Origin of the sequence: Chryseobacterium shigense, assembly GCF_014207845.1 — a bacterium.
Classification (GTDB): domain Bacteria; phylum Bacteroidota; class Bacteroidia; order Flavobacteriales; family Weeksellaceae; genus Chryseobacterium; species Chryseobacterium shigense_A.
Genome location: NZ_JACHLC010000002.1, coordinates 376,459 through 397,977, shown reverse-complemented (window position 1 = coordinate 397,977; position 21,519 = coordinate 376,459). Strand labels below are relative to the sequence as shown.

Here is a 21,519-nt window from a genome sequence, read left to right as displayed (position 1 = left end):
AAATCATGGGATACATAGTAACAACAGGACTTCTGGTTTTTGTTATTTATGTAGGTTTTAACCCGGATTTTAATTCAAAATTAATCTATAAGGAAAAATGCATCTGCAATAAAAATTTAAGCATATTGCAGTATGAGTATAGAAGCGGATCCAAAAGAACGACTACTACCAAATATGCCTTCAGTATTGTTGATCAGAATAACAATGTGAAAAATAAGATAAAAGGTATCAGAATCTACAATATAAGATATGCTGACGACAGTTCCTCAGTCGAAAAACCTAAGAAATCAAGATTTTACTGGGACTGTAAGAACAGAAAAGTTCTACTGACCAAAGACGAATTTTTATCATTCTAAAAGACTCTTATTAATGGCAGATCACAACGATTTCGGGAAAAAGGCAGAAGATCTTGCCGCTGGTTTTCTTTTGAAAAAAGGCTATAAAATACTCGTCCGAAACTTCCGGTTTCAGAAAGCTGAGATTGATATTATTGCTGAAAAAGATGATTTAATTATCATTGTAGAGGTAAAGGCCCGTTCCACAGATGCTTTTATGCTGCCCCAGGAAGCTGTTACCAAATCAAAGATTAAATCCATCGTTGCTGCAGCCAATCATTATCTTGAAGAATTTAACAAGAACAGTGAAGTAAGATTTGATATTATCTCTGTGCTTCCGGACGAAAAAAAGAACTTGGTTATCGATCATATAACTGATGCTTTTGAAGCATTTGATGCCGGCTGATACAATGTTAATCCTGAAAATATAGCAGCTTATAAGTTGTTGCCTGTTATATTTTTAGATTGCTATATTAAAAATTTACAAGTTTTATGAAAACAATACTCATCACCGGAGCCACTTCCGGAATAGGAAAATCCACAGCTGAGCTTCTTGCAAAACAAGGAAACAGAATTATTATCTGTGGCAGGAGAAATGAAGTTTTAGACTCATTAAATACCGAACTTTCTCAATATACCGAAATATTTAGTTTAAAATTTGATGTAAGAAATCTTGCTGAAGTTGAGCAGGCAATAAATTCCCTGCCGGAAGAATGGAAAAATATTGATGTTCTTATCAATAACGCTGGGAATGCACATGGTTTGGAACCTCTTTCTGCCGGAAATACAGATGATTGGGATTCTATGATAGACGGGAATGTAAAAGGACTGCTGTATGTTTCCAAAATGGTTATTCCATCTATGAAAGACCGTAATTCAGGGCATATTGTAAACATTAGTTCAGTAGCAGCAAGGCAGACCTATGCCAATGGAACCGTTTACTGTTCAACTAAAAAAGCAGTTGATGTAATTTCCGATGGTATGCGTCTTGAGCTTACAGAATTTGGAATCAAAGTGACCAACATTCAGCCGGGTGCTGTAGAAACAGATTTCTCTCTTGTAAGATTCAAAGGAGACAGTGAGAGAGCTGCTACCGTATATGCAGGTTATGACGCTCTAAAAGCTGAAGATATTGCTGATGCCATTGCTTATTGTGTCAACGCTCCGAAGCATGTTATGGTTTCAGATATGACCATCTACCCTAGTGCGCAAAGTGAGCCGAGAACTATTTACAGAAAATAGGGTGGGAAGAACACTACTTTTTATACTGCTTCTTTCGTTTTCTTTTTGGAACGCCCAAAACGTGAGTGTCTCCCAAAAAGATGAAAAGCTAACAGAAAATATCAGACTTCTGGATACCTATTTACAGAATAATGATGAAAGAATTCTTGAAATTTTAAATCCGGACGTATCATTTGGCCATTCTAACGGATGGGTACAGAACTTTGAAGATTTCAGGAAAGATTTTTCATCAAAGAAAGTAATCTATAAAGACATTCAGCAAACCGAGCTTTCAGAGATCAAACGATATAAAAATATGGCAAGTATCAGAAGAAAAATAAAGGTTTCCGGAATTTACAAAAACCAGGATTTTGAAATGAAACTGGCTTTGCTGGAGATCTGGATAAAAAAGAATGCCGTATGGAAACTCTGGAGCCGGCAGAGTATCGAAATAAAGCCATAAATTTGCATGAATCTGAAGCAATTTTGTCTTCGTGATTTTACAAATCAGCTTAACATAAGAAAATGAAAGTATTATACCTCGAAACCTCTTCCAAAAACTGTTCTGTAGCTATTTCAGATAATGAAAAGCTCCTATGTCTGTGTGAAGAAGTTTCTGAAAACTATAAACAGTCTGAAAGCCTCCATACCTTTGTAGAATGGGCTTTGGAAGGAGCGGGGCTTACCATGAAAGATATTGAAGCTGTTTCCTTGGGAAAAGGACCGGGTTCTTATACCGGGTTAAGAATCGGGGCGGCTTCTGCAAAAGGTTTCTGCTATGGTCTTAAGATTCCGCTGGTTGCAGTAAATTCTCTGGAAAGCATGATAGAGCCTTTTATAAGCAAAAACTATGATTATATAGTGCCATTGATCGATGCGAGGAGAATGGAGGTTTATACGGCCGTTTACGACGGTAATACGGGCAAAGAACTTTCAGCAACCGAAGCTAAAATTTTAGATGAAACTTCTTTTGGAGAATTTAAAGATAAAAAAGTGGTTTTTGTGGGAGATGGTGCAAAGAAGGCTAAAGAGATTCTGAACCTTCCGGATGCAGATTTTAAGGATGATATTTATCCTTCTTCACAATATCTGATCAGAAAGACTATGGAAAAGATTAGTCAAAAAGATTTTGAAGATATTGCCTATTTTGAACCTTTCTACCTCAAAGACTTTCACGGAGTAAAGAAAAAGAAAAGCGAAGAATAAATCTTCGCTTTTTTATTTATTTGGGCATTTCAGGAATAAAGTCAGGATCTTTTTCCTTGTTCTTATCCTTTTTCAGTTTCTGTTTTGTTTTTTTAGGATCAGCATCAGCATCCTGCAATAGCTGCTGAAGCTGGCTGTTTTTGTCATTTCCTCCAGGGTTTGAAGGAATGCCGTTCATGTCCTGTCCCGCCGGTTGTGTTGGAACTCCTGCCGGCTGTTGCGGAACGGAATTTCCTTTGTTATCGGTAGCCTGGAAAGAAAGATCACTTTTCAGGTAATTCAGCATCTCTTTGGCTTTTATACCTTCCGGAGTTTTGGCATAATTCAGTGCAATCTGCTCAAGCTGTAGGATCATCACCTCCTTTCCACTTGTTTTTCCTGTGTTGAAAGCATTTAACAGGTGAAATTTCGGAATAAGGGCATCTTTGGGATACTTCTGTACCGTCTGGTCTATAACATCCTTGCTTTCTCCAAACTTTTCAGATTCATAGAGGGCATAGGCTTTTTTGTATTCATTTTCAACATCTGCCGAAGATTTTACAAATGAATTGTTTTTAGGGTTTCTTGCAAATTCAGCATAAGAACTGTAAGGATAATCGGTCAAAAGGATCTGTTTTGCTCTTTCTGCAACCTGCGGATTCTTTTGGTAATTCATTGCAAATATTTCATAAAGCGCCTGAAGCATTACTTTTTCTTCCGGTTTTACGTCTACAAGGTCATACAATGTCTTGGTGGCTAAAGGGGTATTCGTGAAATAATTTTGGTACATTACTCCCAAACCTAAGGAAGCGGTGTCCCTGTCTTTCTTCAGCTGGCCCAGTTTTTCCTGGTCTGTAGGGATTTGTTCAATATAGTAAGTAGGCTCAAAACGTCTTGGGTTAGGTGCTGAAGTAACGCCAAGAGCTTCATTCTTCATATCTTCAATGGTCGCCATTTTTTTGGAATAGCGCCAGTTATCAGCCAAAGCCCTTTCCCCCCAGATTTGTTTAAACGAAGAAGCTCCTTTACTTATCGTCCCTGTATTGCTAAAATAAAAACCTTTGGTAGTTACCCCAAAATCCTCAAAAGAATTGGTGTTATTGGCAAATATTGAATTGGCATTGTAATCTCCCGTGTCAAAACCTTTGTTTCTTTCTGCGCGTCTTCTCTCCTGCTCTTCTTTTTCTTCCTTAGTTTTCAGTTTGGCAATATACTTGGAGAAAAAGTCATTTCTCTGTGCATCGTTCATCTTTGCTAAAGAAAGAATACTGTCGTTCTTTTTGATCAGGTAGTAGTTTTTGGAGATCTTCTTGATATATTCGGACTGGTCTTTCAAAAGGATTTTGGAAGGCTCATAAGTCATTACCGTAAGAGCAGAATCATAGTAAGTTCCCGCACCGATATAATCATTTTTTTCAAGATAGCTTTTTCCTATTTCGTAATAGGTAAGCCCTCTTATCTGAGGGTCAGATACCTTTTCGAACAGAGACTTTCTGAAAAATTCCTGGGCTTCCTCTTTTTTCCCGGCCTTGTTGGCCATTAAACCCAGAGCGTAATAAAATTCATTTTTTCTTGAAACATAAGTTCCCTTTTTACTGATGCCTTCAAGGTAACTTTTAGCCCCATTATAATCACCTTTTCCATTGAAGGTTTTAGCAATTGCAATTTGGGATTTCACCTCGAATTCGAAATCATTGGCATATTTATACGCCTGAGTATAGCTTTCGCGTGCTTTATCATTTTGGCCCAGATTTTCAGAAACCTGTCCTCTCAGATAAGCTATCCTGCTTTTCAGCTTTCTATCAGAATTCAGCTCAAAAGCCCTGTCCAGTTCAGCGCCGGCTTCTTCCAGTTTTCCTGCATCAAGAAGTGCTTCGGAAGAATAAATGCTCAAAAGTTTTGCATAGCTTTTATTAATGTCCTCCCCTTTCAGTTTGGCAAAAGTTTCATTGGCTTTATGATAGTCTTTGATCTGTGCATAGGCTACTCCCTGGTAAATTCTGGCCAAAGGAAGCCTCTTATCCTCTTTCATGTGTGAAAAAACATAATTTAAAGCATCTAAAGCCTGCACTGCCTTATTCTGGTAAATCCTCGACTGTACAAGGATCATATAGGCATCAAAGATCTTTTTATTCTTTTCCTCACCGTTTCGGATAACGGAGTATTTATTGATCGCTTTTTGAGCTTTTGCTTCCGCAATTTCCAAAGTGCTTGCTCCTTTATTTTGAAGCTCGTCAGGCATATTGGGAACACCATTTCCCTGAGCTCCAGGCATTCCGGGAGGCATTCCAGGGGCCCCCCTTTCAGAAGTCCGGTTCACTTCACCCATTTTCATGGAATTTTCCGCGAAGGCCTCAGACTGTCCCAGATCACTTCCCAAAGGCTGATCTTCAAATGTAAGTATAGGAATATAAGGAGCATAAAAATTATCTTTATGTCCTTTATCTCTACTCGTGAACTCACTGTTTAACGCATCTTTTGCATTAAAAAGGGTGTTGTAATATGTGTGGAATCCTTTTAAAAATTTTGATCGCTGTTCCGGCTTTTTGGTTTTGGTAGCACAGGAAGCAACGATACACATGATTAAGAGGAATAATATATTCTTTTTCATTATTCAATATAACAATCTAATCTGCTTTTTATTATCAGCAGTTGATAATTTTGTAAAAATAACAAAATTTTGTAATGAATAATATTTATATTTCTTTCAGAATTTTATAAACCAGATGGGTGGGAAGCCCCATGATCGTATAAAAGCTTCCGTTCAGCTTCCTGATCTTTGCCATACCCAGCCATTCCTGGATACCATAGCTACCCGCCTTGTCGAAAGGTTTGTAATTCTGAATGTAATATTCTATTTCATCATCCGTAATTTCATCAAATTCTACGTCTGCCACATCAGTTTCTGTAAAAGTTTTATCAGCAGATTTTATAGTAATTCCGGTATAAACCTGGTGAGTTTTTCCGGAAAGAAAGCGTAGCATTTGCCGTGCTTCCTTTTCATCCTTCGGTTTTCCAAGGATCTGGTTATCTGTTGCAACAACCGTATCAGCAGTTAACAGTACTTCACCGGCAGTCAATTCCCGGAATGTTTTTGCTTTTAATTCTGACAGATAAGCTGCAGCCTCTCCTATTTCAATATTCTCAGGAAGAATTTCTTCACAATCAATTTTTACAACCTCGAAATCGAAGCCTAAACTTGAAAGAAGTTCCTTCCTTCTCGGAGACTGGGATGCTAAAAGTAATTTCATAAGCTGTTTTATACAGATTGGGTATTATCATCATGCCAGTTTCCCTGAACCTTCATTACCTGCTCTATCACATCACGTACTGCCCCGCTGCCTCCCTTTTTTTCAGAAATATAATCGGATATTCCTTTTACCTCAGGAACGGCATTTTCAGGACATGCAGCAATAGCAGAGTTTTCCATGATATGAATATCGGGAAGATCATCTCCCATCGTTAGAATCTCTTCGTTTTTAAGATTGTATTTCTTTTTAAAATCTTCAAAATCAGCCATCTTATTGTGTGATTTCGGATAATAATCCTGTATTCCCAGGTAATTGATTCTGTGCTTCACCATTTCATCGTTTCCGCCTGTGATAACACCAATTAAATAATTGTTTTTTAATGCTTTAACCACAGCATATCCATCCAGGACATTCATCACCCTGCACATATTTCCGCCCGGAAGAAGATAAACGCTTCCATCTGTAAAAACTCCGTCCACATCAAATACAAATGCTTTAATATCCTTTAATTTCTCTTTATAGCTCATACATTTTCTGAATAGAATGATTCATTGTTTTATAAATCTCAAGACTTTCGTCTTTTAATAACTGCTCATGTAATTCCAGCACCCGCATATCATTTCGTACTGCTGGCCCCGTTTGCGCTGATCTAGGCTCAATCTCATGGATCTTTTGTACCGTTTCATCAATAAGCGGCAGAAAATAATCAAATGGAATTTCCTGTGAGTCTGAAATTTCCTTAGCTCTGGCGAATAGATGATTCACAAAATTACAGGCAAAAACGGCTGTCAGATGAATGTATTTTCTTTTTTCATAAGTGCTCTCCATCACATTGCTGGAAATTCTGGAGGCAGTTTCAAAAAGAAGCTTTTTGTCCTGTTCATTTTCAGTTTCAATGAAAAACGGAATTTTCTCATAATCCAGTTCTTTTGATTTTGAAAAGGTCTGCAATGGATAAAAGCTTGATTTTCTGTACTCCCCTTTCAGAATTTCTTTGGGAAGAGACCCTGAAGTATGGGCAACCAGACAGTCTTTTTTGGTAATAAGCCGGGAAACATTTTCTACAGAATTATCACTTACACAAATGATATACAGATCTGCATCCTGAAGATTTTCCGTAGAATAGGGAATATTCAGTTCTTCGGAAATTTTCTTCAGTTCTTCGGTATTCCTTCCAAAAATCTGCATTAATGGAATATTGTTCAGGCTAAAAGCTTTTGCCAGATGGTAAGCCACATTTCCGGATCCTATAATTACAATTTGCATCTAACAAAGATAAGATTTTAAAGGAAGATGAAAGAAGAACACCGGAAGTTTATGGCAAATACCTTTATAGCCTGTTACCTGAAGCTCACATCATAACAATCTGATATTATTTTAAATATTTGGACTGAAAATTGAATAAGTAATTTAACTTTCGGCTATTTTTGTAATCCAAAACAGTGAAAGCATCTTATGAAGATTAAGGACGCGGAAATTATTTCGTTGATGCAAAACCCACGGACCCAGGAAAAAGGGGTACGGGCCTTGATGGATGCTTATCAGAGCAGATTGTACTGGCATATCAGAAGAATTATTGTAGATGGGGATCTTGCTCAGGATACACTGCAGGAGACTTTTATTAAAGCCTATCAGAATTTTCACCAGTTTAAAAATGACAGCCAACTGTATACCTGGCTTTACAGGATTGCCACCAATGAAGCATTACAGCAGGTAAACAAGATGAAGAAAATGCAGAAAACCGATGAAGATCCTGAATATTACATGCAGAACCTGGTGTCTGACAATACAGAAGGAGATGCGGAAGAGATACAGCTGCTGCTCCAGAATGCAATACAAAGCCTGCCCGAAAAGCAGAAACTGGTATTTATGATGCGGTATTATGATGATCTTCCTTACGAAGAGATATCTAAAATTGTAGATATGTCTGTAGGGACCTTAAAAACGAATTATCATTATGCCAAACAGAAAATAGAAGAATATATAAAAGAAAATTACGAAAGATAATTTTTTGACCAAAGCAAGATGAAAGAGTTCGACATAGAAAAACTAGAACGAAAGAACATTTACAAAGTTCCGGATCATTTATTTGAAAATATCCAGAATCATGTAATGAACGAAGTAAAAACGGGTAAAAAAGCACCAATTTTCAAACTGAATTGGATGTATGCCGCTGCGGCATCACTGGCTTTGATATTCGGAGCAACATATGTTTTTAATTCTGATAGTGACCCTTCAAAAGATGTTTCGAATTCAAAAACATATGCAGTTAATAACCAGGAACCTAAAACGGAAAGCGAACGTGCTTACGAGACCCTGGAAGCGGATTTAACTTCTGTTGAAAATAATAATCAAACAGTTGTAAATCAGGGAAATAAAACTATTGCAAGCAACCCTGAAAACAGAGTTGATAATAAAACAAGCTCACAGCCCGTAAAAGCTGTTGCCAAACAAGAGGAAACTAAAATGAATGAATATCTGGATTCGTTTTCAAACTCTGAAATATCAGAGCTGGCAAGCAATTCAACTCAGGATGTTTATTTAGATTTATATAATTAAAAGAAAGATGAAAAAGATATTATTTATACTTTTTATTATTTATGGTTTTGGTCTGAATGCCCAGAATGCAGATTACGACTGGAAAAAAATGGACCCTAAAAAAAGAAAAGAGGTAATAAACAATCTTTCTCCCGAAGAGAGAAAAGAACTTCTTAAAAAGTTCAGAAATAATATGGTGCTGGAAAATCTTGAAATTGACCCCAGTGATAAAACAGAATTCACTCAGCTTTATAACGAATACCTGGATAACCAGAAACAGATAAAAAGCCAGTTTGATCCTAATTTCAACCCGGAAACATTATCTGATGAAGAAGCGAAAGCCAAGCTTCAGCAGAGTTTTGATGTAGGGCAGAAGCTTCTGGATAACAGAAAAAAATATGCTGATAAAATGCAGCAGGTGATTCCTTGCCAGAAAGTATTAAAACTATTCCAGTCTGAAGGAATGATGAGAGATAAAATGAATGAAAGAAAGCCTCATTCCGGGTACAATAATATGGCAAGACCCAAACAGAACCCATAATAGTTTATTTTTTTAATGTTGGACGGCTCTTACAAATTTTTTTGTGAGAGCCGTTTAATTTTTAAAATGAATTCTTAGTTTTGCGGCAAATTCTATTATGAAAAAAATACTGTTGTTTTTTCTGTTTTCAGTTATATTGTCAGCACAAAAAACAGAAATCATTAAACTTAATAAAAATATTAAGGATAAAAATTCACGAACAAAATCTCTACGGTTAACTGATAACAGGGGAGATAAAGACTTAGGAACCCTGGATTACAAAGGGGAAACTGTTCAGATGAAATTCAGCAATGAAGATTTAAAAAATCATTTTGAAGCCTGGTTTGCCGATGATAATAAAGTAAGGGGAAATAACGATATTGTAATTCTTTTAGAAGATGTAAAGATCAGTAATTTTGAAAATACAGGTCTCGCAAAAGTAAAAATTAAAGTAAGCAGCTTCATCAACAGAAGCGGCAAATATTTTTTTATCAACAGGTACTATAATACATTAGATTTTAACTCTAAGATCACACCTAATATTCCGAGTGCAGTTTCTTCAGCTATTTCGGATATATTATCCTCTTTTATTATTGAGTCTTATTCCCATCTTGTTTTAAGTACGCCTATTCTGGAAGCTGAGCTCAATAATTATGGGGAAATACTGGAGAAGAATATGAAATATATTAACTCTTCAGATCTTGTAAATGGAGTTTATAAAGATTTTAAGTCTTTTTCCGAGCAAAAACCACAAAAAGGATATTATGTAGATAAAAATAAAAAAGGGAATATAATTGGAGTGAAAAATGAAAACGACCTTCTTGTCTCAAGTGAGGAAATATTTGGATATATTGAGGATGGTAAAGCTTATAAACTTACACCTGTGGGTTTTTTAGAGATTGAGAAAGACGATAAAGGATATTATATTGTTTCTTCAAGATTAGAGCTGTATCCAAGAAACAGCAATACAGGAGCTATGGTTGGAGTAATGGCAGGAGGACTTATCGGGGGGCTTATTGGTGCAGCAATTGATTCCGGATCACAAACAGGCAGAAGAAATAATAATGCTAATTTATCAAACGTTTATATAGATTCCTTAACCGGAGCCTATATCTTTGAAAAATAAATTGTACACTGAAAATTAAGCACAGATAATCTGCCTGCTTTTTTTTATCTTTGCAAATTACAACGTTCTTAAATGAAAAACATACGAAATTTTTGCATAATCGCTCATATTGACCACGGTAAAAGTACTTTGGCAGACCGTCTTTTGGAGTACACCAATACAGTTACTCAAAGAGAATTGCAGTCTCAGACCCTGGATGATATGGATTTGGAAAAGGAACGTGGGATTACCATAAAATCTCACGCCATCCAGATGGATTATGAGTATAAAGGAGAAAAATATATCTTAAACCTTATTGATACACCGGGACACGTGGATTTTTCCTACGAAGTTTCCCGTTCCATTGCAGCCTGTGAAGGAGCGCTTCTTATTGTAGATGCAGCTCAGAGTATTCAGGCACAAACCATCAGTAACCTTTACCTGGCACTGGAAAATGATTTAACGATCATCCCGATTCTTAATAAAATTGACCTCCCTTCAGCCAATCCTGAAGAAGTAACCGATGAGATCATGAATCTGATTGGATGCGAATATGATGACGTTTTAAGAGTTTCCGGAAAAACAGGAGAAGGTGTTCATGACCTCCTTGAAAAGATTGTGGAGAGAATTCCTGCACCAGTAGGAGATCCTGACGCACCGCTTCAGGCACTTGTTTTTGATTCGGTGTATAACCCTTTCAGAGGAATTGAAGCTTATTTCAAAGTAGTGAATGGAAGTATTTCCAAAAATGAAAAGATCAAATTCTTTGCTACCGGAAAAGAATATGGAGCAGACGAAGTAGGAACACTTAAATTAAAGCAGGTTCCAAAAAAGACAATCGGTTGTGGAGATGTAGGATATCTGGTTTCCGGAATTAAAGATGCAAGAGAAGTAAAAGTGGGAGATACCATTACTTCTTTTGAAAAACCGGCCTCAGGACCTATTGAAGGTTTCGAAGAAGTAAAGCCAATGGTATTTGCCGGTATTTATCCTATTGATTCAGAAGATTTTGAAGAACTGAGATTCTCTCTTGAAAAATTAAGGCTGAATGATGCTTCTCTGGTTTTTGAACCGGAAAGTTCTGCCGCTTTAGGATTCGGTTTCCGTTGCGGATTCCTGGGAATGCTTCACATGGAGATTGTTCAGGAACGTCTGGACAGAGAGTTCAATATGAACGTAATCACCACAGTACCGAACGTATCTTATTTCGGATATTCCAAAAAAGATCCTGAAACTCCGATCCTGATCAATAACCCTTCAGAAATGATGGATCCTTCGATTATGGACAGAGTGGAAGAACCGTTTATCAAAGCTTCCATCATCACGAAATCCGATTTCGTTGGTGCCGTAATGACTTTATGTATTGAAAAAAGAGGAGAGATCGTAAACCAGAGCTATTTAACTTCTGAAAGAGTAGAGCTGGTCTTCAATATGCCTTTGGCAGAAGTTGTATTCGATTTCTACGACAGGTTAAAATCCATTTCTAAAGGATATGCGTCATTTGATTATCACCCGATAGGATTCAGGGCTTCCAAACTTGTAAAAATGGATATCCTGATCAATGGAGATATGGTTGATGCCCTTTCTTCACTGATCCACGACAGTAATGCATATCATATTGGTAAAAAAATGTGTGAAAAGCTTCGTGAGCTGATCCCGAGGCAGCAGTTTGATATTGCTGTTCAGGCAGCACTGGGAACGAAGGTTATTGCCAGGGAAACCATAAAGGCATTAAGAAAAGACGTTACCGCAAAATGTTACGGAGGAGATATTTCCAGAAAACGTAAACTTCTTGAAAAGCAGAAAGAAGGTAAAAAGAAAATGAAACAGATCGGAAGGGTTGAAGTGCCCCAGTCTGCATTCATGGCAGTATTAAAACTAAACGATTAATATAAAAAGACCGGTAAATTTTACCGGTCTTTTATTTTTCAGAAATTTCGCTGTTTCTCAATCAGATTCGCCTGTATTACAAGGGCTCCGAGACCGAGAATTACTTCAGCAATTCCCAGTGTTCTTATAAGATTGATCCCGCATACGAGACATTCAGGTTCCGGGAAAGGCTTTTTCCCCACAACAATGATCAGTACTCCTCCTATGATGATAATGACCACGATAAAGGCTCTTAATAATGTTTTCATGATGGTATAAATTTTTATTTCTTATACCAAAGTTGAGCATATCTGTCAGGAAATCAGTAAGGAAAACCACTGTTTCATTATAGTGCTTTTCTCCTTTTTATTTCTTTTTTGTGAATTTTATTTCCATAGTTTTATATTCCTTTCCTGTTTTGGCATCAGGACCGTACATTTCCATAATATGATTATTAGCATCGGTGAAAGTGTAAACCTCTCTGAAATCACAGTCTTCTCCGGGTCTTGCAGGATCAGTCATTTTACCTTTGAATTCAATGGATTTTTTAGTCGGGTTCCAGTCTCCTTCAGCATGCATAATTCCTGTACCCATATTATCAATCCAGGTGCTTATAAACTTTTTCTTAGAATTGTCGTAACCCATAATACTCATTCCTTCAAATGGCATCCCCATAAAATTTCCCTTATATGTGCTGTGCTGGTATCTTCCTCCGAATATCATTTTATTTGTACATTCAGATTGACTTGTAATGGGCTGGCCGCCATTTTCCATCCATGTAGTGGTTACTCCTGTCCAGTTCCCATCGTAAAGAGCCAGTGTTTTGTGCATTTCACCCGGAGTTGCATATTCCATCCATGCCTTCGTGGCGGTTGCAGAGTCTACAGGCTTCCACGCCGTTGCAGAATCTGCTTTAGCTGAATCTTTTTCTGTGGCAGGTTTACCCTTCTCACAGGCCGTCATTAGAAAGACAATGGATAACAGTGATAGTAAATTTCTCATAATTGTTTAGTTTTAAGTATGTTATTGTAAAATAAAGTTAATCAATTTCATTATTCGGGCAATTCTTTTTTTGATTTCATTTATAAACCATACCTTTGTGTATTCATAACGCAAACTAAAATTATGGGGTCTTCAAAAAAAATTCAGGATATAAAAGTTGCCGTTGATGCCGTTATTTTCGGTTATTTCGATAAGCAGGACCTTCAGCTTCTATTAATCAAAAGAAAGATTGATCCGTACAAAGGAGGCTGGGCGCTTCCCGGCGGTCTTGTTATGGATGATGAAAACCTGGATGATGCTGTAAAAAGAGAACTGTATGAAGAAGCCGGCATAAAGCCCGATTTTCTGGAACAGCTTTACAGTTTTGGTAATGTGGGCCGGGACCCTAGAAATAGAGTGGTTTCTGTGGCTTATCTGGGCCTTGTAAACCCTTCCTATCATGAACTCTTTGCAGACTCGGATGCAGAAGATGCCCAATGGTTCAGTGTAAATAAGCTCCCTTCACTCGCCTTCGATCACAAATCTATTATCGATATGGCGTTGAACAGACTTCGTACTAAAATTCAATATCAGCCGGTTGGCTTTAATCTTCTGAATGAAGAATTCCCCTTCTCAGACCTTGAAAATCTTTACAAAACTATTGTCGGGCACGAAATAGACCGCAGAAATTTCCGTAAAAAAATCATGAGCTACGGCCTGTTGAATGAAACCAATAATGTTAAAAAAGAAGGCAGCGGCAGGCCCGGAAAACTCTTTACCTTCAATCAGAAGAAGTATGAAGAACTCGAAAAAGAAGGCTTCTATTTCGAGATTAAATAATTCCTGTATCAAATTCTCCTAAGCCTGTAATCAGAAATAAATTTTGATTTTCCCTATCTCTTTAAATTAAACTTAAGTTTTAGTTTAATTGTATTTTTAGTGTCATTCGTGAAAGCATTTGTGACATTTGTGTTTAAAGAATTAAAATATTTCAATTGATAATCAGTAACTTAAATATTTAGCGTAAAAATAACACAAAGTAAATTTTGTTTATAAGATAATATTGTTTTACATTTGTGTACAAATAACACAATCGTGAAATTTAGCTTACAAAATATCATTGAAAGATTTCAGAAAAAAGAAGAACTTGAATTCCTTTTTTTCTGGGAACATACTGTAAAAGACGAGATTACTAAATCATGCTTCAGTCAATGGTTTCCAATTCAGTTTGAAGAAAACGGAACCGTATATAAAACCGCAGAACATTATATGATGGCCGGAAAAGCAAAATTATTCAATGATCAGAAAGCATTAGAGAAAATTTTAAATTCTGAAACTCCAAATCAGGCTAAAAGTTTGGGAAGAAAAGTAGAAAATTTTGATCCGAAGCTTTGGGATGAGAATAAGTATGAGATTGTAAAAAGAGCTAATCATCTGAAATTCTCTCAAAATCTGAATTTTAAGGATTTCCTTCTGTCTACAGCAGATAAAGTCCTTGTTGAAGCAAACCCTTATGATAAAATCTGGGGTATAGGTATGCTGGAATCTGATTCCGGAGCAGCCGACCCGGCTTTATGGAATGGAGAGAACCTGCTGGGTTTTGCTCTCATGGAAGTCAGAGATGAATTGAAAAAATAGAAATACAACCATCAAACACAAAATATCAATTATGGAAAAAACAGAACTTCACCCGCAGATATTCCTGATCGAAGATTTTCTTTCTTCCGATGCTTGTGACAACTACATTGCTATGGCGCAGGAAAAAGTTTTTGAAGAAGCTAAAATCAACATGAACGGAAGACAGATGATGAGTAAAGGGATAAGGAATAATGACAGATTAATGGTTTTTGATAATACTTTAGCTAAAGATCTTTTTGAAAAAGCAGCCGATTTTCTTCCTGAAAACCATGAAAATTATAAGCTCCGGGATTTTAATGAAATGTTCAGAATTTATAAGTATTCTCCCGGGCAAAGGTTTAAAATGCACAGAGACGGAAGCTATATCCGCAACGAGAACGAGAAAAGCTTTTATACCTTTCTGATCTATCTGAATGATGATTTTGAAGGAGGAGAAACAGAATTCGAAAATCTGTTCACTGTAGCCCCAAAAAAAGGGTCTGCATTGGTTTTCTATCATCCTTTAAGACATGAGGGAAAAACTCTGATCAGTGGCCTGAAATATGTTTTGAGAACTGATGTAATGTATTCCAACAGATAATAATCTTTACAGGATGGGCATTGCTATGCTATTTTTAATTAGCGTATAAATAACACAAAATAGAATTTAAAAAGATGGAAAACGAACTGAAACCAAAATTCATAGAGTCATTACAGAGAAATAATGACCAGATCAGGGAAGACCGGGCAAAAACTATCGGAGCAGATTCCGAGCTGATCTACAGGCGCAGGGTAGAAGATATTGAGCTTAAAATAAAAAGACTGGAACGTGAGCGGGAAGGGCTCATTGATATCAGTCCTTTAGACAGGAACAGTCTTACGTTTGCAGATTTTCAGCTGGAAGCATTTGTTCAGAAAGATATAGAATTATCATTAACAATCAGAAATTTGAATATTCAGTTAGAGGTTGCAGTAAAAAGATTTGAATATTTATTCGGTAAAACAATTTAATTATGGGAAGTACAAGATACGATATGGACGCTCGTTTCGACAGAGCAAGAAAAGAAGGTTACGGATATAAGTCCGCAGGTGAAATTTTCACCCAGAATGCAAAAAGAAGAGCACACGAATCTATGAACCCAAAAGGTATTTCGTTCAGGGAATCCAGGGATTCAGATGTACACCCCAACTCAGTTCCTGTCATTTTAGGATTGGACGTAACAGGCAGTATGGGGCATATTCCACACGAACTTATTAAAGAAGGCTTACCTAAATTGATGGGCGGAATTATCCAGGGCGGAGTTCCTGATCCTGCACTTTTATTCCTTGGAATAGGAGACCATGAATGCGATGCTTATCCTTTGCAGGTCGGGCAGTTTGAATCCGGTGATGAAGAGCTGGATATGTGGCTTACCAGAACCTATATTGAATCCGGTGGAGGAGGAAATGCAGGAGAAAGTTATCTGCTGGCCTGGTATTTTGCCGCTTTCCATACCAGAACAGACGCTTTCGAAAAGAGAAACCAGAAAGGGATATTATTTACAGTAGGAGATGAACCTTGTTTAAAAACGCTTCCCGCTTCTACCATCAGGGAAATCATGGGAACCGGCCAGCAAACATATACACAGTTTGAGTTGCTGGAAGAAGCAAGAAAACGTTATGAAGTATACCATATCAATGTTCTGCACTCAGAACAGGCAATGCGTGCAGATAGTGGCTGGAAAGAATTATTGGGACAAAATTGTTTATCCGTAGCAGATCACAGGGAAATCCCGAACGTTATTAAAAGAATTATCTGTGATACATTCAAAAATAAAACTTTCGGATCAGCAGATAATGCAGGGTTTGATAATATTCAAATGTTTTAGGTCATGAAAAAAGCACAAATAGTAATAGGCCTGGGTTTTGGGGATGAAGGAAAAGGAATCACTACGGATTTTCTGGCACAGCAAAACCCTGAGTCTGTTATCATCCGGTTTTCCGGAGGACAGCAGGCTGCACATACGGTAATGATTGACGGTAAGAAGCACATTCATTCCAGTTTTGGGAGTGGAGCACTTCGGGGATTACCCTCTTATTTTACAGAACACTGTACCATTCATCCTGTTTTTCTGTTGAATGAAAGAAAAGAGTTAATAGAAAAAGGCGGAAATGTTGCATTACATATTCATCCTTTGGCTAAAGTGACCACTCCGTTTGATGTATGGCAAAACAGAAAAAGTACAAAAAACCTTGAGCATGGAACCTGTGGAAAAGGGATTGGTGCAACAATGAAAAGACATGAAAGCCCTTACAAACTATTTGCTGCCGATTTAATTGCTCCAAGAGGAATGCTGGTTGAAAAGCTGAAAGGAATAGCTTACTATTATGGCTTTATGGATGAGAATCAGGTACAGGAAGCACTGCAGGATTTTCTGAATGCAATAGATCAGATCGACTGGAAAATAGAAGATTATACCTATCTGAATTCATTTGAAAACCTCATTTTTGAAGGCAGCCAGGGAATTCTGCTCGATATGGATCATGGAGTATTTCCAAATGTAACCTATGCAAATACCACCTCAAAAAATGCTTATGAGATCTGCAGAATATTGGAAATAGAGGATATTGAAATGTATTATGTGACAAGGGTTTATTCCACGCGTCACGGAAACGGCTGGATGAGCAATGAAAAGGAGTTGAAACTTGAAAATAATGAAGAGGAAACCTGTATTTTTAACGAGTATCAGAAAGAACTTCGTTTCGGAGACCTGGATTATGATCTTTTGAATTATGCCCTTGTTGTAGATGGAGCTTATGTAAAAACATGCCAAAAAAATCTCGTTATTACATGTCTGGATCAAACTGATGAAGAGTTTAAAACCGAGAATTTGAAAATAAAATTTGACAAAATTTATGGATCATATTCTCCTTATTCCAAAGACTTTAAACAAATTTTTAACAGAATAATGACTTATATTTAAGAACTAAACCATAAAACATTAAAGTGATGAACGCAAAAACATTATACAGACCAGTAGGAGAAAAAGAAATGGCTTTAATTATTGAGAGCAGATATAAAAAATTCCCACCAAGACTGGAATGGCAGCCGATCTTTTATCCGGTTCTGGATGAAAACTATGCGTCAGAAATTGCTGAAAAATGGAATACAAGAGATGAGGCCGGAAATTACCTGGGTTTTGTAACAAGGTTTAAGGTAAAGGAAGAAGTGGTTAACCAATATCCAGAGCAGAATGTAGGTGCAAAAAATCATAATGAATTGTGGGTTCCGGCTGAAGGGTTGGAGATTTTCAATGATGCAATTATCGGGAATATTGAAGTGATGAAAGTTTTCATCGGAAAAAATTTTAAAGAAGCAGCAAATAGAGAGATAGAAAATTTATTATTAAAAATTAATCATGACAAATAAAGGAATGGCAAAAGATACACTAGAAATCTTAGCTAGAACATATTATATAAACGAAGAAAACGAGAAGATAGATTTAAAGAATCAATTGGAAGTATGTAAAAAAGAAACCGTTCTATTTTCATCCGAAGAACTTTCCACAATGATCAAAAATGAACTTCCGGAAACATCTTTTGAAACCGAATTTGAAACTTGGAATTGCAGTTCTTTAAAAGCAATTTTAAAGTTATCCGAAGAAGAAAACCAGGAAAAACTGATGTGCCTAAATTTTGCATCAGCCAAAAATCCGGGAGGAGGTTTTATCAATGGAGCTGAGGCTCAGGAAGAAAGCCTGGCAAGAACTTCAGCCTTGTATGAAACACAGCTTCAGGCATGGGATTATTACAGAATTCACCGCGCAATGGAATCTTGTTTTTATACAGATATGATGATTTACAGTCCGAAAGTGCCTGTTTTCAGAAAAGACAAAGGAGAGCTGTTATTAAAGCCTGTTTTGTGTAATTTCATTACGTCTCCTGCGGTAAATGCCGGAGTTGTAAGAAGACAGGAACCGGAAAGAGCAAATGAAATTTTTAAAGCAATGGATGTAAGAATGGATAAAATGTTTGCTCTTGCCTTGAGTCAGGGAAATGAGATATTGATTCTAGGAGCTTGGGGATGCGGAGTTTTCAGAAATGATCCTAAAGATCTTGTAGAGCTTTTCAAAAAGCATTTGTACGGAAAATATAAGAACAAATTTAAAAAAGTGGTTTTTGCAGTCTTGACTAAAAATGAAAAAATGCTCGAATTGTTCCAAGAAATAGAATAAGGATTTAACAAGTAAATATGTAGAAAATTATGAAAGGATACAAATATCGGTCAATAGAAAAGGATGTTTTTGATAGAGATTTTAAAACTATTGAAAACAATTCTTTCTATTCATCAAATTATAGCATTTTGAATGATCCTTTTGATATTTATTTCGATGAAGAGATATCCCAGTTAGTAAATATTTTAAAAATTTTATTTCCTATCAAAGAGTTAGATAATTTTGAAAATCAGTTCAAAGAGGTTTTGAAATTTAAAGAAAAAATTGGTGTTTACTGTTTGAGTAGTGATTTTTTAAACGAACAACTATGGGCTTATTATGCTAGTTCTTATGCTGGGTATTGTATAGAATATGACTTGGATAAATTGGTAGATAAAGGACAAAATGTTGATTTCCAATGTCAATTCGAGATAAATTATAAAGAGAATATTCCAACATTAGATATTGATGATATTACCAATCTAAAAGATAATTTTATTCAAAAAATGTTTGCCACTAAAAAGTCTGCTTGGCAACATGAAAAAGAAATACGTTTGATTTTTGACAAATATGGTATGAAAAAGTTCCATCCATCAGCAATTACAGGAATGTATTTTGGAATTAAAACCCCGGATATAATAAAAGAATCTTTTTATAAACTTTTTGAGAGTAGAGATGTAAAATTCTATGAAGTATTTCCTTCGAATTTTAAATTAGATTTTAGGCTAATTAATGAAACAAAAAGAAAACTTAAATATGACGTTACTAAGTTTGATTTTGAAATAATTAGGCCTCCGCTAACTAATCAATGGGAACAAATTTTTGATATATATTATAAAGGAAATCCTACAGATAAACAGGAAATCGAAAAATTTATTGAGGCTTTTAAGGAGAAATACTGTACTAAAGAAAGTACTTTATATATATTCAATAATAAAGAAGTTTTACCTCTATTAGAAAAGTATCCTCTTACAGTTGAACAAAATATTCAATATGAAAATTCGATTATAACTACTATTTATAATAAATGAACAGTAAAACCAATGAAAAAACTAACCATATTAAGCGGAGCTGGAATCAGTGCTGAAAGCGGAATAAAAACATTCAGGGACGGAGACGGACTCTGGGAGAATCATAATATAACGGACGTTGCAAGTCCGGAAGGGTGGAGAAAAGACAGAGCCCTGGTTCTGGAATTTTATAATCAAAGGAGAAGACAGCTTCATGAAGTTCAACCCAATGAAGCCCATCAGTTATTAGCAGAATTGGAAAAACATTTTGAGGTTCAGATCATCACTCAAAATATAGATGACCTGCATGAAAGAGCCGGATCAACCCATATTCTTCATATTCATGGAGAACTCTTCAAATCTTGTTCGTGTAACAACAAAAATCTTATCTATGAGCAGAAAGGAGATATCCGGATTGGAGATAAAGCAGAAGACGGAGCTCAGTTAAGACCTTTTATCGTTTGGTTTGGCGAGGATGTTCCATTATATCAGACAGCAAGAGAAAAAGTAAGAGATGCCGACATTCTGGTGGTTATCGGAACCTCTTTGCAGGTATACCCGGCCGCAGGATTAGTTCATGAGATTAAAGATGAATGCTTACTGGTTGTAATCAATCCTAATGAAACAGGTTTCGGATATGGTAAAAGAGCCGTAGTGATGAAAGAATCTGCAACAAAAGGAATGAAACTTCTGTTTGATAAACTTGTAGACCTTGCCTGATGGAAAATATAGTAAAAGCCGGAATTTTTGGAGTATGCGTTGGAGATGCGTTGGGAGTTCCGGTGGAATTCAGAAGCAGAGATCAGCTTAAACGCTCACCGGTTACTAAAATGAGAGCGTTGGGAACTCACCATCAACCCGCAGGAACTTGGAGTGATGATACTTCATTAACATTATGCCTTGCAGATAATCTTTCCAATGGTTATGATCTGGAAAATATTGCGTTAAAGTTTCTCCAGTGGTATAATGCAGAGATCTGGACACCTCATGGAAGGGTTTTTGATATTGGAATTGCAACTTCACAAGCCATACATAGAATAGGCAAGGGTATCTCCCCTACTTTATGCGGAGGAAATTCGGAGTTTGATAATGGAAATGGTTCTTTAATGCGGATCATGCCATTATTATTTTATATCAGGGATTTTCCTATTGAAAAACGCTTTGATATTACAAAAGATGTTTCGTCCATTACACATGGACATATCCGATCTGTTTTGGCTTGCTTTATTTATTTGGAATTGGCTTTAGAAATTCTGACGGGAAAAGATAAATGGGAAGCATATAGAACAATGCAGAAGAAAGTTAGCGAATTTTTGAATCATAATCCTATCTGTTCTCAAAATGAGATGGATAAATTCCATAGAATTTTAGAATTAAAAGTAGGAGAATATGATTTGGACCCGCTATATACTTTGAAAGAAGAACAAATAAATTCTTCCGGTTACGTCCTCCACAGCCTAGAAGCATCACTATGGTGCTTCCTGAACTCTGAAACCTATGCAGAAGCAGTCCTGAAGGCTGTAAATTTAGGAGAAGATACAGACACCACTGGAGCCATCACCGGAGGAATTGCAGGAATCTATTACGGTTTTGAAAATATTCCGGAAGAATGGATTGCTGAACTGGCAAGAAAAAATGATATTGAAGCTTTATGCGAAAAGCTTCAGAAAAAACTAATACAATAAAAACACACA

At 36.5% G+C, this 21,519-nt stretch carries 27 protein-coding genes; 21 read left to right on the top strand and 6 right to left on the bottom strand.

The window, feature by feature from the left end; translation table 11 throughout:
- Positions 1–5 precede the first annotated feature (5 nt).
- The 5 genes from HNP36_RS11615 to tsaB all read left to right on the top strand — a co-directional run bounded on the left by HNP36_RS11615 (position 6) and on the right by tsaB (position 2,762).
- Complete coding sequence (locus HNP36_RS11615; RefSeq protein ID WP_184163408.1) at positions 6–356, top strand: hypothetical protein; 351 nt, start codon at positions 6–8, stop codon at positions 354–356.
- A 13-nt stretch (positions 357–369) separates the two neighbouring features.
- Positions 370–741 carry a YraN family protein gene (locus HNP36_RS11610; RefSeq protein WP_184163405.1) on the top strand — a complete coding sequence of 124 codons (372 nt, stop codon included), beginning with the start codon at positions 370–372 and terminating at the stop codon, positions 739–741.
- A gap of 86 nt (positions 742–827) precedes the next feature.
- The gene (locus tag HNP36_RS11605) at positions 828–1,577 is read left to right on the top strand and encodes an SDR family NAD(P)-dependent oxidoreductase (RefSeq protein WP_184163401.1); all 750 of its coding nucleotides are present in this window, start codon (positions 828–830) and stop codon (positions 1,575–1,577) included.
- Position 1,578: 1 nt separating this feature from the next.
- Positions 1,579–2,019 (top strand): nuclear transport factor 2 family protein, encoded by a 441-nt coding sequence (locus HNP36_RS11600; protein WP_184163397.1) that lies wholly within the window; start codon positions 1,579–1,581, stop codon positions 2,017–2,019.
- A 62-nt stretch (positions 2,020–2,081) separates the two neighbouring features.
- Positions 2,082–2,762 (top strand): tRNA (adenosine(37)-N6)-threonylcarbamoyltransferase complex dimerization subunit type 1 TsaB, encoded by a 681-nt coding sequence (gene tsaB, locus HNP36_RS11595; RefSeq protein ID WP_184163393.1) that lies wholly within the window; start codon positions 2,082–2,084, stop codon positions 2,760–2,762.
- Positions 2,763–2,778: 16 nt separating this feature from the next.
- Here tsaB and HNP36_RS11590 read toward each other — a convergent pair whose 3' ends face one another.
- The 4 genes from HNP36_RS11590 to HNP36_RS11575 form a co-directional block, all read right to left on the bottom strand.
- Positions 2,779–5,352, bottom strand: coding sequence for a tetratricopeptide repeat protein (locus HNP36_RS11590; RefSeq protein ID WP_184163391.1), 2,574 nt, complete (start codon positions 5,350–5,352; stop codon positions 2,779–2,781).
- An 85-nt stretch (positions 5,353–5,437) separates the two neighbouring features.
- Positions 5,438–5,992, bottom strand: coding sequence for a Maf family protein (locus HNP36_RS11585; protein ID WP_184163388.1), 555 nt, complete (start codon positions 5,990–5,992; stop codon positions 5,438–5,440).
- 8 nt (positions 5,993–6,000) lie between these two features.
- A complete protein-coding gene (locus HNP36_RS11580; protein WP_184163385.1) occupies positions 6,001–6,519 on the bottom strand; it encodes a KdsC family phosphatase in 519 nt (172 codons plus the stop codon).
- The gene (locus HNP36_RS11575; RefSeq protein WP_184163382.1) at positions 6,509–7,258 is read right to left on the bottom strand and encodes a Rossmann-like and DUF2520 domain-containing protein; all 750 of its coding nucleotides are present in this window, start codon (positions 7,256–7,258) and stop codon (positions 6,509–6,511) included. Before HNP36_RS11575 ends, HNP36_RS11580 begins: the two co-directional genes overlap by 11 nt.
- 189 nt (positions 7,259–7,447) lie before the next feature.
- On the opposite strand from HNP36_RS11575, the gene HNP36_RS11570 reads away from it, so the two are divergent.
- From HNP36_RS11570 to lepA, 5 genes are all read left to right on the top strand, one after another.
- Positions 7,448–7,999 (top strand): RNA polymerase sigma factor, encoded by a 552-nt coding sequence (locus tag HNP36_RS11570; RefSeq protein ID WP_184163379.1) that lies wholly within the window; start codon positions 7,448–7,450, stop codon positions 7,997–7,999.
- Positions 8,000–8,017: 18 nt separating this feature from the next.
- Complete coding sequence (locus HNP36_RS11565) at positions 8,018–8,551, top strand: hypothetical protein (protein WP_184163377.1); 534 nt, start codon at positions 8,018–8,020, stop codon at positions 8,549–8,551.
- Between the two features lie 7 nt (positions 8,552–8,558).
- Positions 8,559–9,071 carry a hypothetical protein gene (locus tag HNP36_RS11560; RefSeq protein ID WP_184163374.1) on the top strand — a complete coding sequence of 171 codons (513 nt, stop codon included), beginning with the start codon at positions 8,559–8,561 and terminating at the stop codon, positions 9,069–9,071.
- Between the two features lie 97 nt (positions 9,072–9,168).
- Positions 9,169–10,176 (top strand): hypothetical protein, encoded by a 1,008-nt coding sequence (locus tag HNP36_RS11555; RefSeq protein WP_184163371.1) that lies wholly within the window; start codon positions 9,169–9,171, stop codon positions 10,174–10,176.
- A gap of 72 nt (positions 10,177–10,248) precedes the next feature.
- Positions 10,249–12,045, top strand: a complete 1,797-nt coding sequence (gene lepA / locus HNP36_RS11550; protein ID WP_184163368.1) for a translation elongation factor 4 — start codon at positions 10,249–10,251, stop codon at positions 12,043–12,045.
- Between the two features lie 38 nt (positions 12,046–12,083).
- On the opposite strand, the gene HNP36_RS11545 is transcribed toward lepA, so the two are convergent.
- Positions 12,084–12,293: a hypothetical protein gene (locus tag HNP36_RS11545; protein WP_184163365.1), complete on the bottom strand. Its 210-nt coding sequence runs from the start codon at positions 12,291–12,293 to the stop codon at positions 12,084–12,086.
- 97 nt (positions 12,294–12,390) lie between these two features.
- Positions 12,391–13,026 carry a DUF1579 domain-containing protein gene (locus tag HNP36_RS11540; protein WP_184163362.1) on the bottom strand — a complete coding sequence of 212 codons (636 nt, stop codon included), beginning with the start codon at positions 13,024–13,026 and terminating at the stop codon, positions 12,391–12,393.
- Between the two features lie 141 nt (positions 13,027–13,167).
- Here HNP36_RS11540 and HNP36_RS11535 point away from each other — a divergent pair, with 141 nt between their 5' ends.
- The 11 genes from HNP36_RS11535 to HNP36_RS11485 all read left to right on the top strand — a co-directional run bounded on the left by HNP36_RS11535 (position 13,168) and on the right by HNP36_RS11485 (position 21,510).
- Entirely contained in the window at positions 13,168–13,845 is a 678-nt protein-coding gene (locus tag HNP36_RS11535; protein ID WP_184165180.1) for an NUDIX hydrolase, read from the top strand.
- A 255-nt stretch (positions 13,846–14,100) separates the two neighbouring features.
- The gene (locus HNP36_RS11530) at positions 14,101–14,643 is read left to right on the top strand and encodes an NADAR family protein (RefSeq protein ID WP_184163359.1); all 543 of its coding nucleotides are present in this window, start codon (positions 14,101–14,103) and stop codon (positions 14,641–14,643) included.
- 31 nt (positions 14,644–14,674) lie between these two features.
- Entirely contained in the window at positions 14,675–15,223 is a 549-nt protein-coding gene (locus HNP36_RS11525) for a prolyl hydroxylase family protein (RefSeq protein WP_184163356.1), read from the top strand.
- A 74-nt stretch (positions 15,224–15,297) separates the two neighbouring features.
- The gene (locus HNP36_RS11520; protein ID WP_184163353.1) at positions 15,298–15,633 is read left to right on the top strand and encodes a hypothetical protein; all 336 of its coding nucleotides are present in this window, start codon (positions 15,298–15,300) and stop codon (positions 15,631–15,633) included.
- A gap of 2 nt (positions 15,634–15,635) precedes the next feature.
- The gene (locus tag HNP36_RS11515; protein WP_184163350.1) at positions 15,636–16,490 is read left to right on the top strand and encodes a hypothetical protein; all 855 of its coding nucleotides are present in this window, start codon (positions 15,636–15,638) and stop codon (positions 16,488–16,490) included.
- 3 nt (positions 16,491–16,493) lie between these two features.
- Positions 16,494–17,585 carry an adenylosuccinate synthetase gene (locus HNP36_RS11510; protein ID WP_184163347.1) on the top strand — a complete coding sequence of 364 codons (1,092 nt, stop codon included), beginning with the start codon at positions 16,494–16,496 and terminating at the stop codon, positions 17,583–17,585.
- A gap of 26 nt (positions 17,586–17,611) precedes the next feature.
- The gene (locus HNP36_RS11505) at positions 17,612–18,031 is read left to right on the top strand and encodes an ADP-ribosylation/crystallin J1 (RefSeq protein ID WP_184163344.1); all 420 of its coding nucleotides are present in this window, start codon (positions 17,612–17,614) and stop codon (positions 18,029–18,031) included.
- Entirely contained in the window at positions 18,021–18,836 is an 816-nt protein-coding gene (locus HNP36_RS11500; protein WP_184163340.1) for a TIGR02452 family protein, read from the top strand. Before HNP36_RS11505 ends, HNP36_RS11500 begins: the two co-directional genes overlap by 11 nt.
- A 29-nt stretch (positions 18,837–18,865) precedes the next feature.
- The gene (locus HNP36_RS11495; RefSeq protein WP_184163337.1) at positions 18,866–19,846 is read left to right on the top strand and encodes a DUF2971 domain-containing protein; all 981 of its coding nucleotides are present in this window, start codon (positions 18,866–18,868) and stop codon (positions 19,844–19,846) included.
- A gap of 12 nt (positions 19,847–19,858) precedes the next feature.
- Entirely contained in the window at positions 19,859–20,545 is a 687-nt protein-coding gene (locus HNP36_RS11490) for an SIR2 family NAD-dependent protein deacylase (RefSeq protein WP_184163334.1), read from the top strand.
- Entirely contained in the window at positions 20,545–21,510 is a 966-nt protein-coding gene (locus tag HNP36_RS11485) for an ADP-ribosylglycohydrolase family protein (RefSeq protein WP_184163330.1), read from the top strand. Before HNP36_RS11490 ends, HNP36_RS11485 begins: the two co-directional genes overlap by 1 nt.
- Positions 21,511–21,519 lie beyond the last annotated feature (9 nt).

Coding starts and splice junctions, on each gene's coding strand:
- HNP36_RS11575 (WP_184163382.1), bottom strand. CDS start 7,258: ATGCAAATTGTAATTATAGGATCCGGAAATGTGGCTTACCATCTGGCA.
- HNP36_RS11510 (WP_184163347.1), top strand. CDS start 16,494: ATGAAAAAAGCACAAATAGTAATAGGCCTGGGTTTTGGGGATGAAGGA.
- HNP36_RS11540 (WP_184163362.1), bottom strand. CDS start 13,026: ATGAGAAATTTACTATCACTGTTATCCATTGTCTTTCTAATGACGGCC.
- HNP36_RS11580 (WP_184163385.1), bottom strand. CDS start 6,519: ATGAGCTATAAAGAGAAATTAAAGGATATTAAAGCATTTGTATTTGAT.
- lepA (WP_184163368.1), top strand. CDS start 10,249: ATGAAAAACATACGAAATTTTTGCATAATCGCTCATATTGACCACGGT.
- HNP36_RS11585 (WP_184163388.1), bottom strand. CDS start 5,992: ATGAAATTACTTTTAGCATCCCAGTCTCCGAGAAGGAAGGAACTTCTT.
- HNP36_RS11495 (WP_184163337.1), top strand. CDS start 18,866: ATGAAAGGATACAAATATCGGTCAATAGAAAAGGATGTTTTTGATAGA.
- HNP36_RS11515 (WP_184163350.1), top strand. CDS start 15,636: ATGGGAAGTACAAGATACGATATGGACGCTCGTTTCGACAGAGCAAGA.
- HNP36_RS11490 (WP_184163334.1), top strand. CDS start 19,859: ATGAAAAAACTAACCATATTAAGCGGAGCTGGAATCAGTGCTGAAAGC.
- HNP36_RS11560 (WP_184163374.1), top strand. CDS start 8,559: ATGAAAAAGATATTATTTATACTTTTTATTATTTATGGTTTTGGTCTG.
- HNP36_RS11605 (WP_184163401.1), top strand. CDS start 828: ATGAAAACAATACTCATCACCGGAGCCACTTCCGGAATAGGAAAATCC.
- HNP36_RS11615 (WP_184163408.1), top strand. CDS start 6: ATGGGATACATAGTAACAACAGGACTTCTGGTTTTTGTTATTTATGTA.
- HNP36_RS11570 (WP_184163379.1), top strand. CDS start 7,448: ATGAAGATTAAGGACGCGGAAATTATTTCGTTGATGCAAAACCCACGG.
- HNP36_RS11590 (WP_184163391.1), bottom strand. CDS start 5,352: ATGAAAAAGAATATATTATTCCTCTTAATCATGTGTATCGTTGCTTCC.
- HNP36_RS11500 (WP_184163340.1), top strand. CDS start 18,021: ATGACAAATAAAGGAATGGCAAAAGATACACTAGAAATCTTAGCTAGA.
- HNP36_RS11545 (WP_184163365.1), bottom strand. CDS start 12,293: ATGAAAACATTATTAAGAGCCTTTATCGTGGTCATTATCATCATAGGA.
- HNP36_RS11485 (WP_184163330.1), top strand. CDS start 20,545: ATGGAAAATATAGTAAAAGCCGGAATTTTTGGAGTATGCGTTGGAGAT.
- HNP36_RS11555 (WP_184163371.1), top strand. CDS start 9,169: ATGAAAAAAATACTGTTGTTTTTTCTGTTTTCAGTTATATTGTCAGCA.
- HNP36_RS11525 (WP_184163356.1), top strand. CDS start 14,675: ATGGAAAAAACAGAACTTCACCCGCAGATATTCCTGATCGAAGATTTT.
- HNP36_RS11520 (WP_184163353.1), top strand. CDS start 15,298: ATGGAAAACGAACTGAAACCAAAATTCATAGAGTCATTACAGAGAAAT.
- HNP36_RS11610 (WP_184163405.1), top strand. CDS start 370: ATGGCAGATCACAACGATTTCGGGAAAAAGGCAGAAGATCTTGCCGCT.
- HNP36_RS11565 (WP_184163377.1), top strand. CDS start 8,018: ATGAAAGAGTTCGACATAGAAAAACTAGAACGAAAGAACATTTACAAA.
- HNP36_RS11505 (WP_184163344.1), top strand. CDS start 17,612: ATGAACGCAAAAACATTATACAGACCAGTAGGAGAAAAAGAAATGGCT.
- tsaB (WP_184163393.1), top strand. CDS start 2,082: ATGAAAGTATTATACCTCGAAACCTCTTCCAAAAACTGTTCTGTAGCT.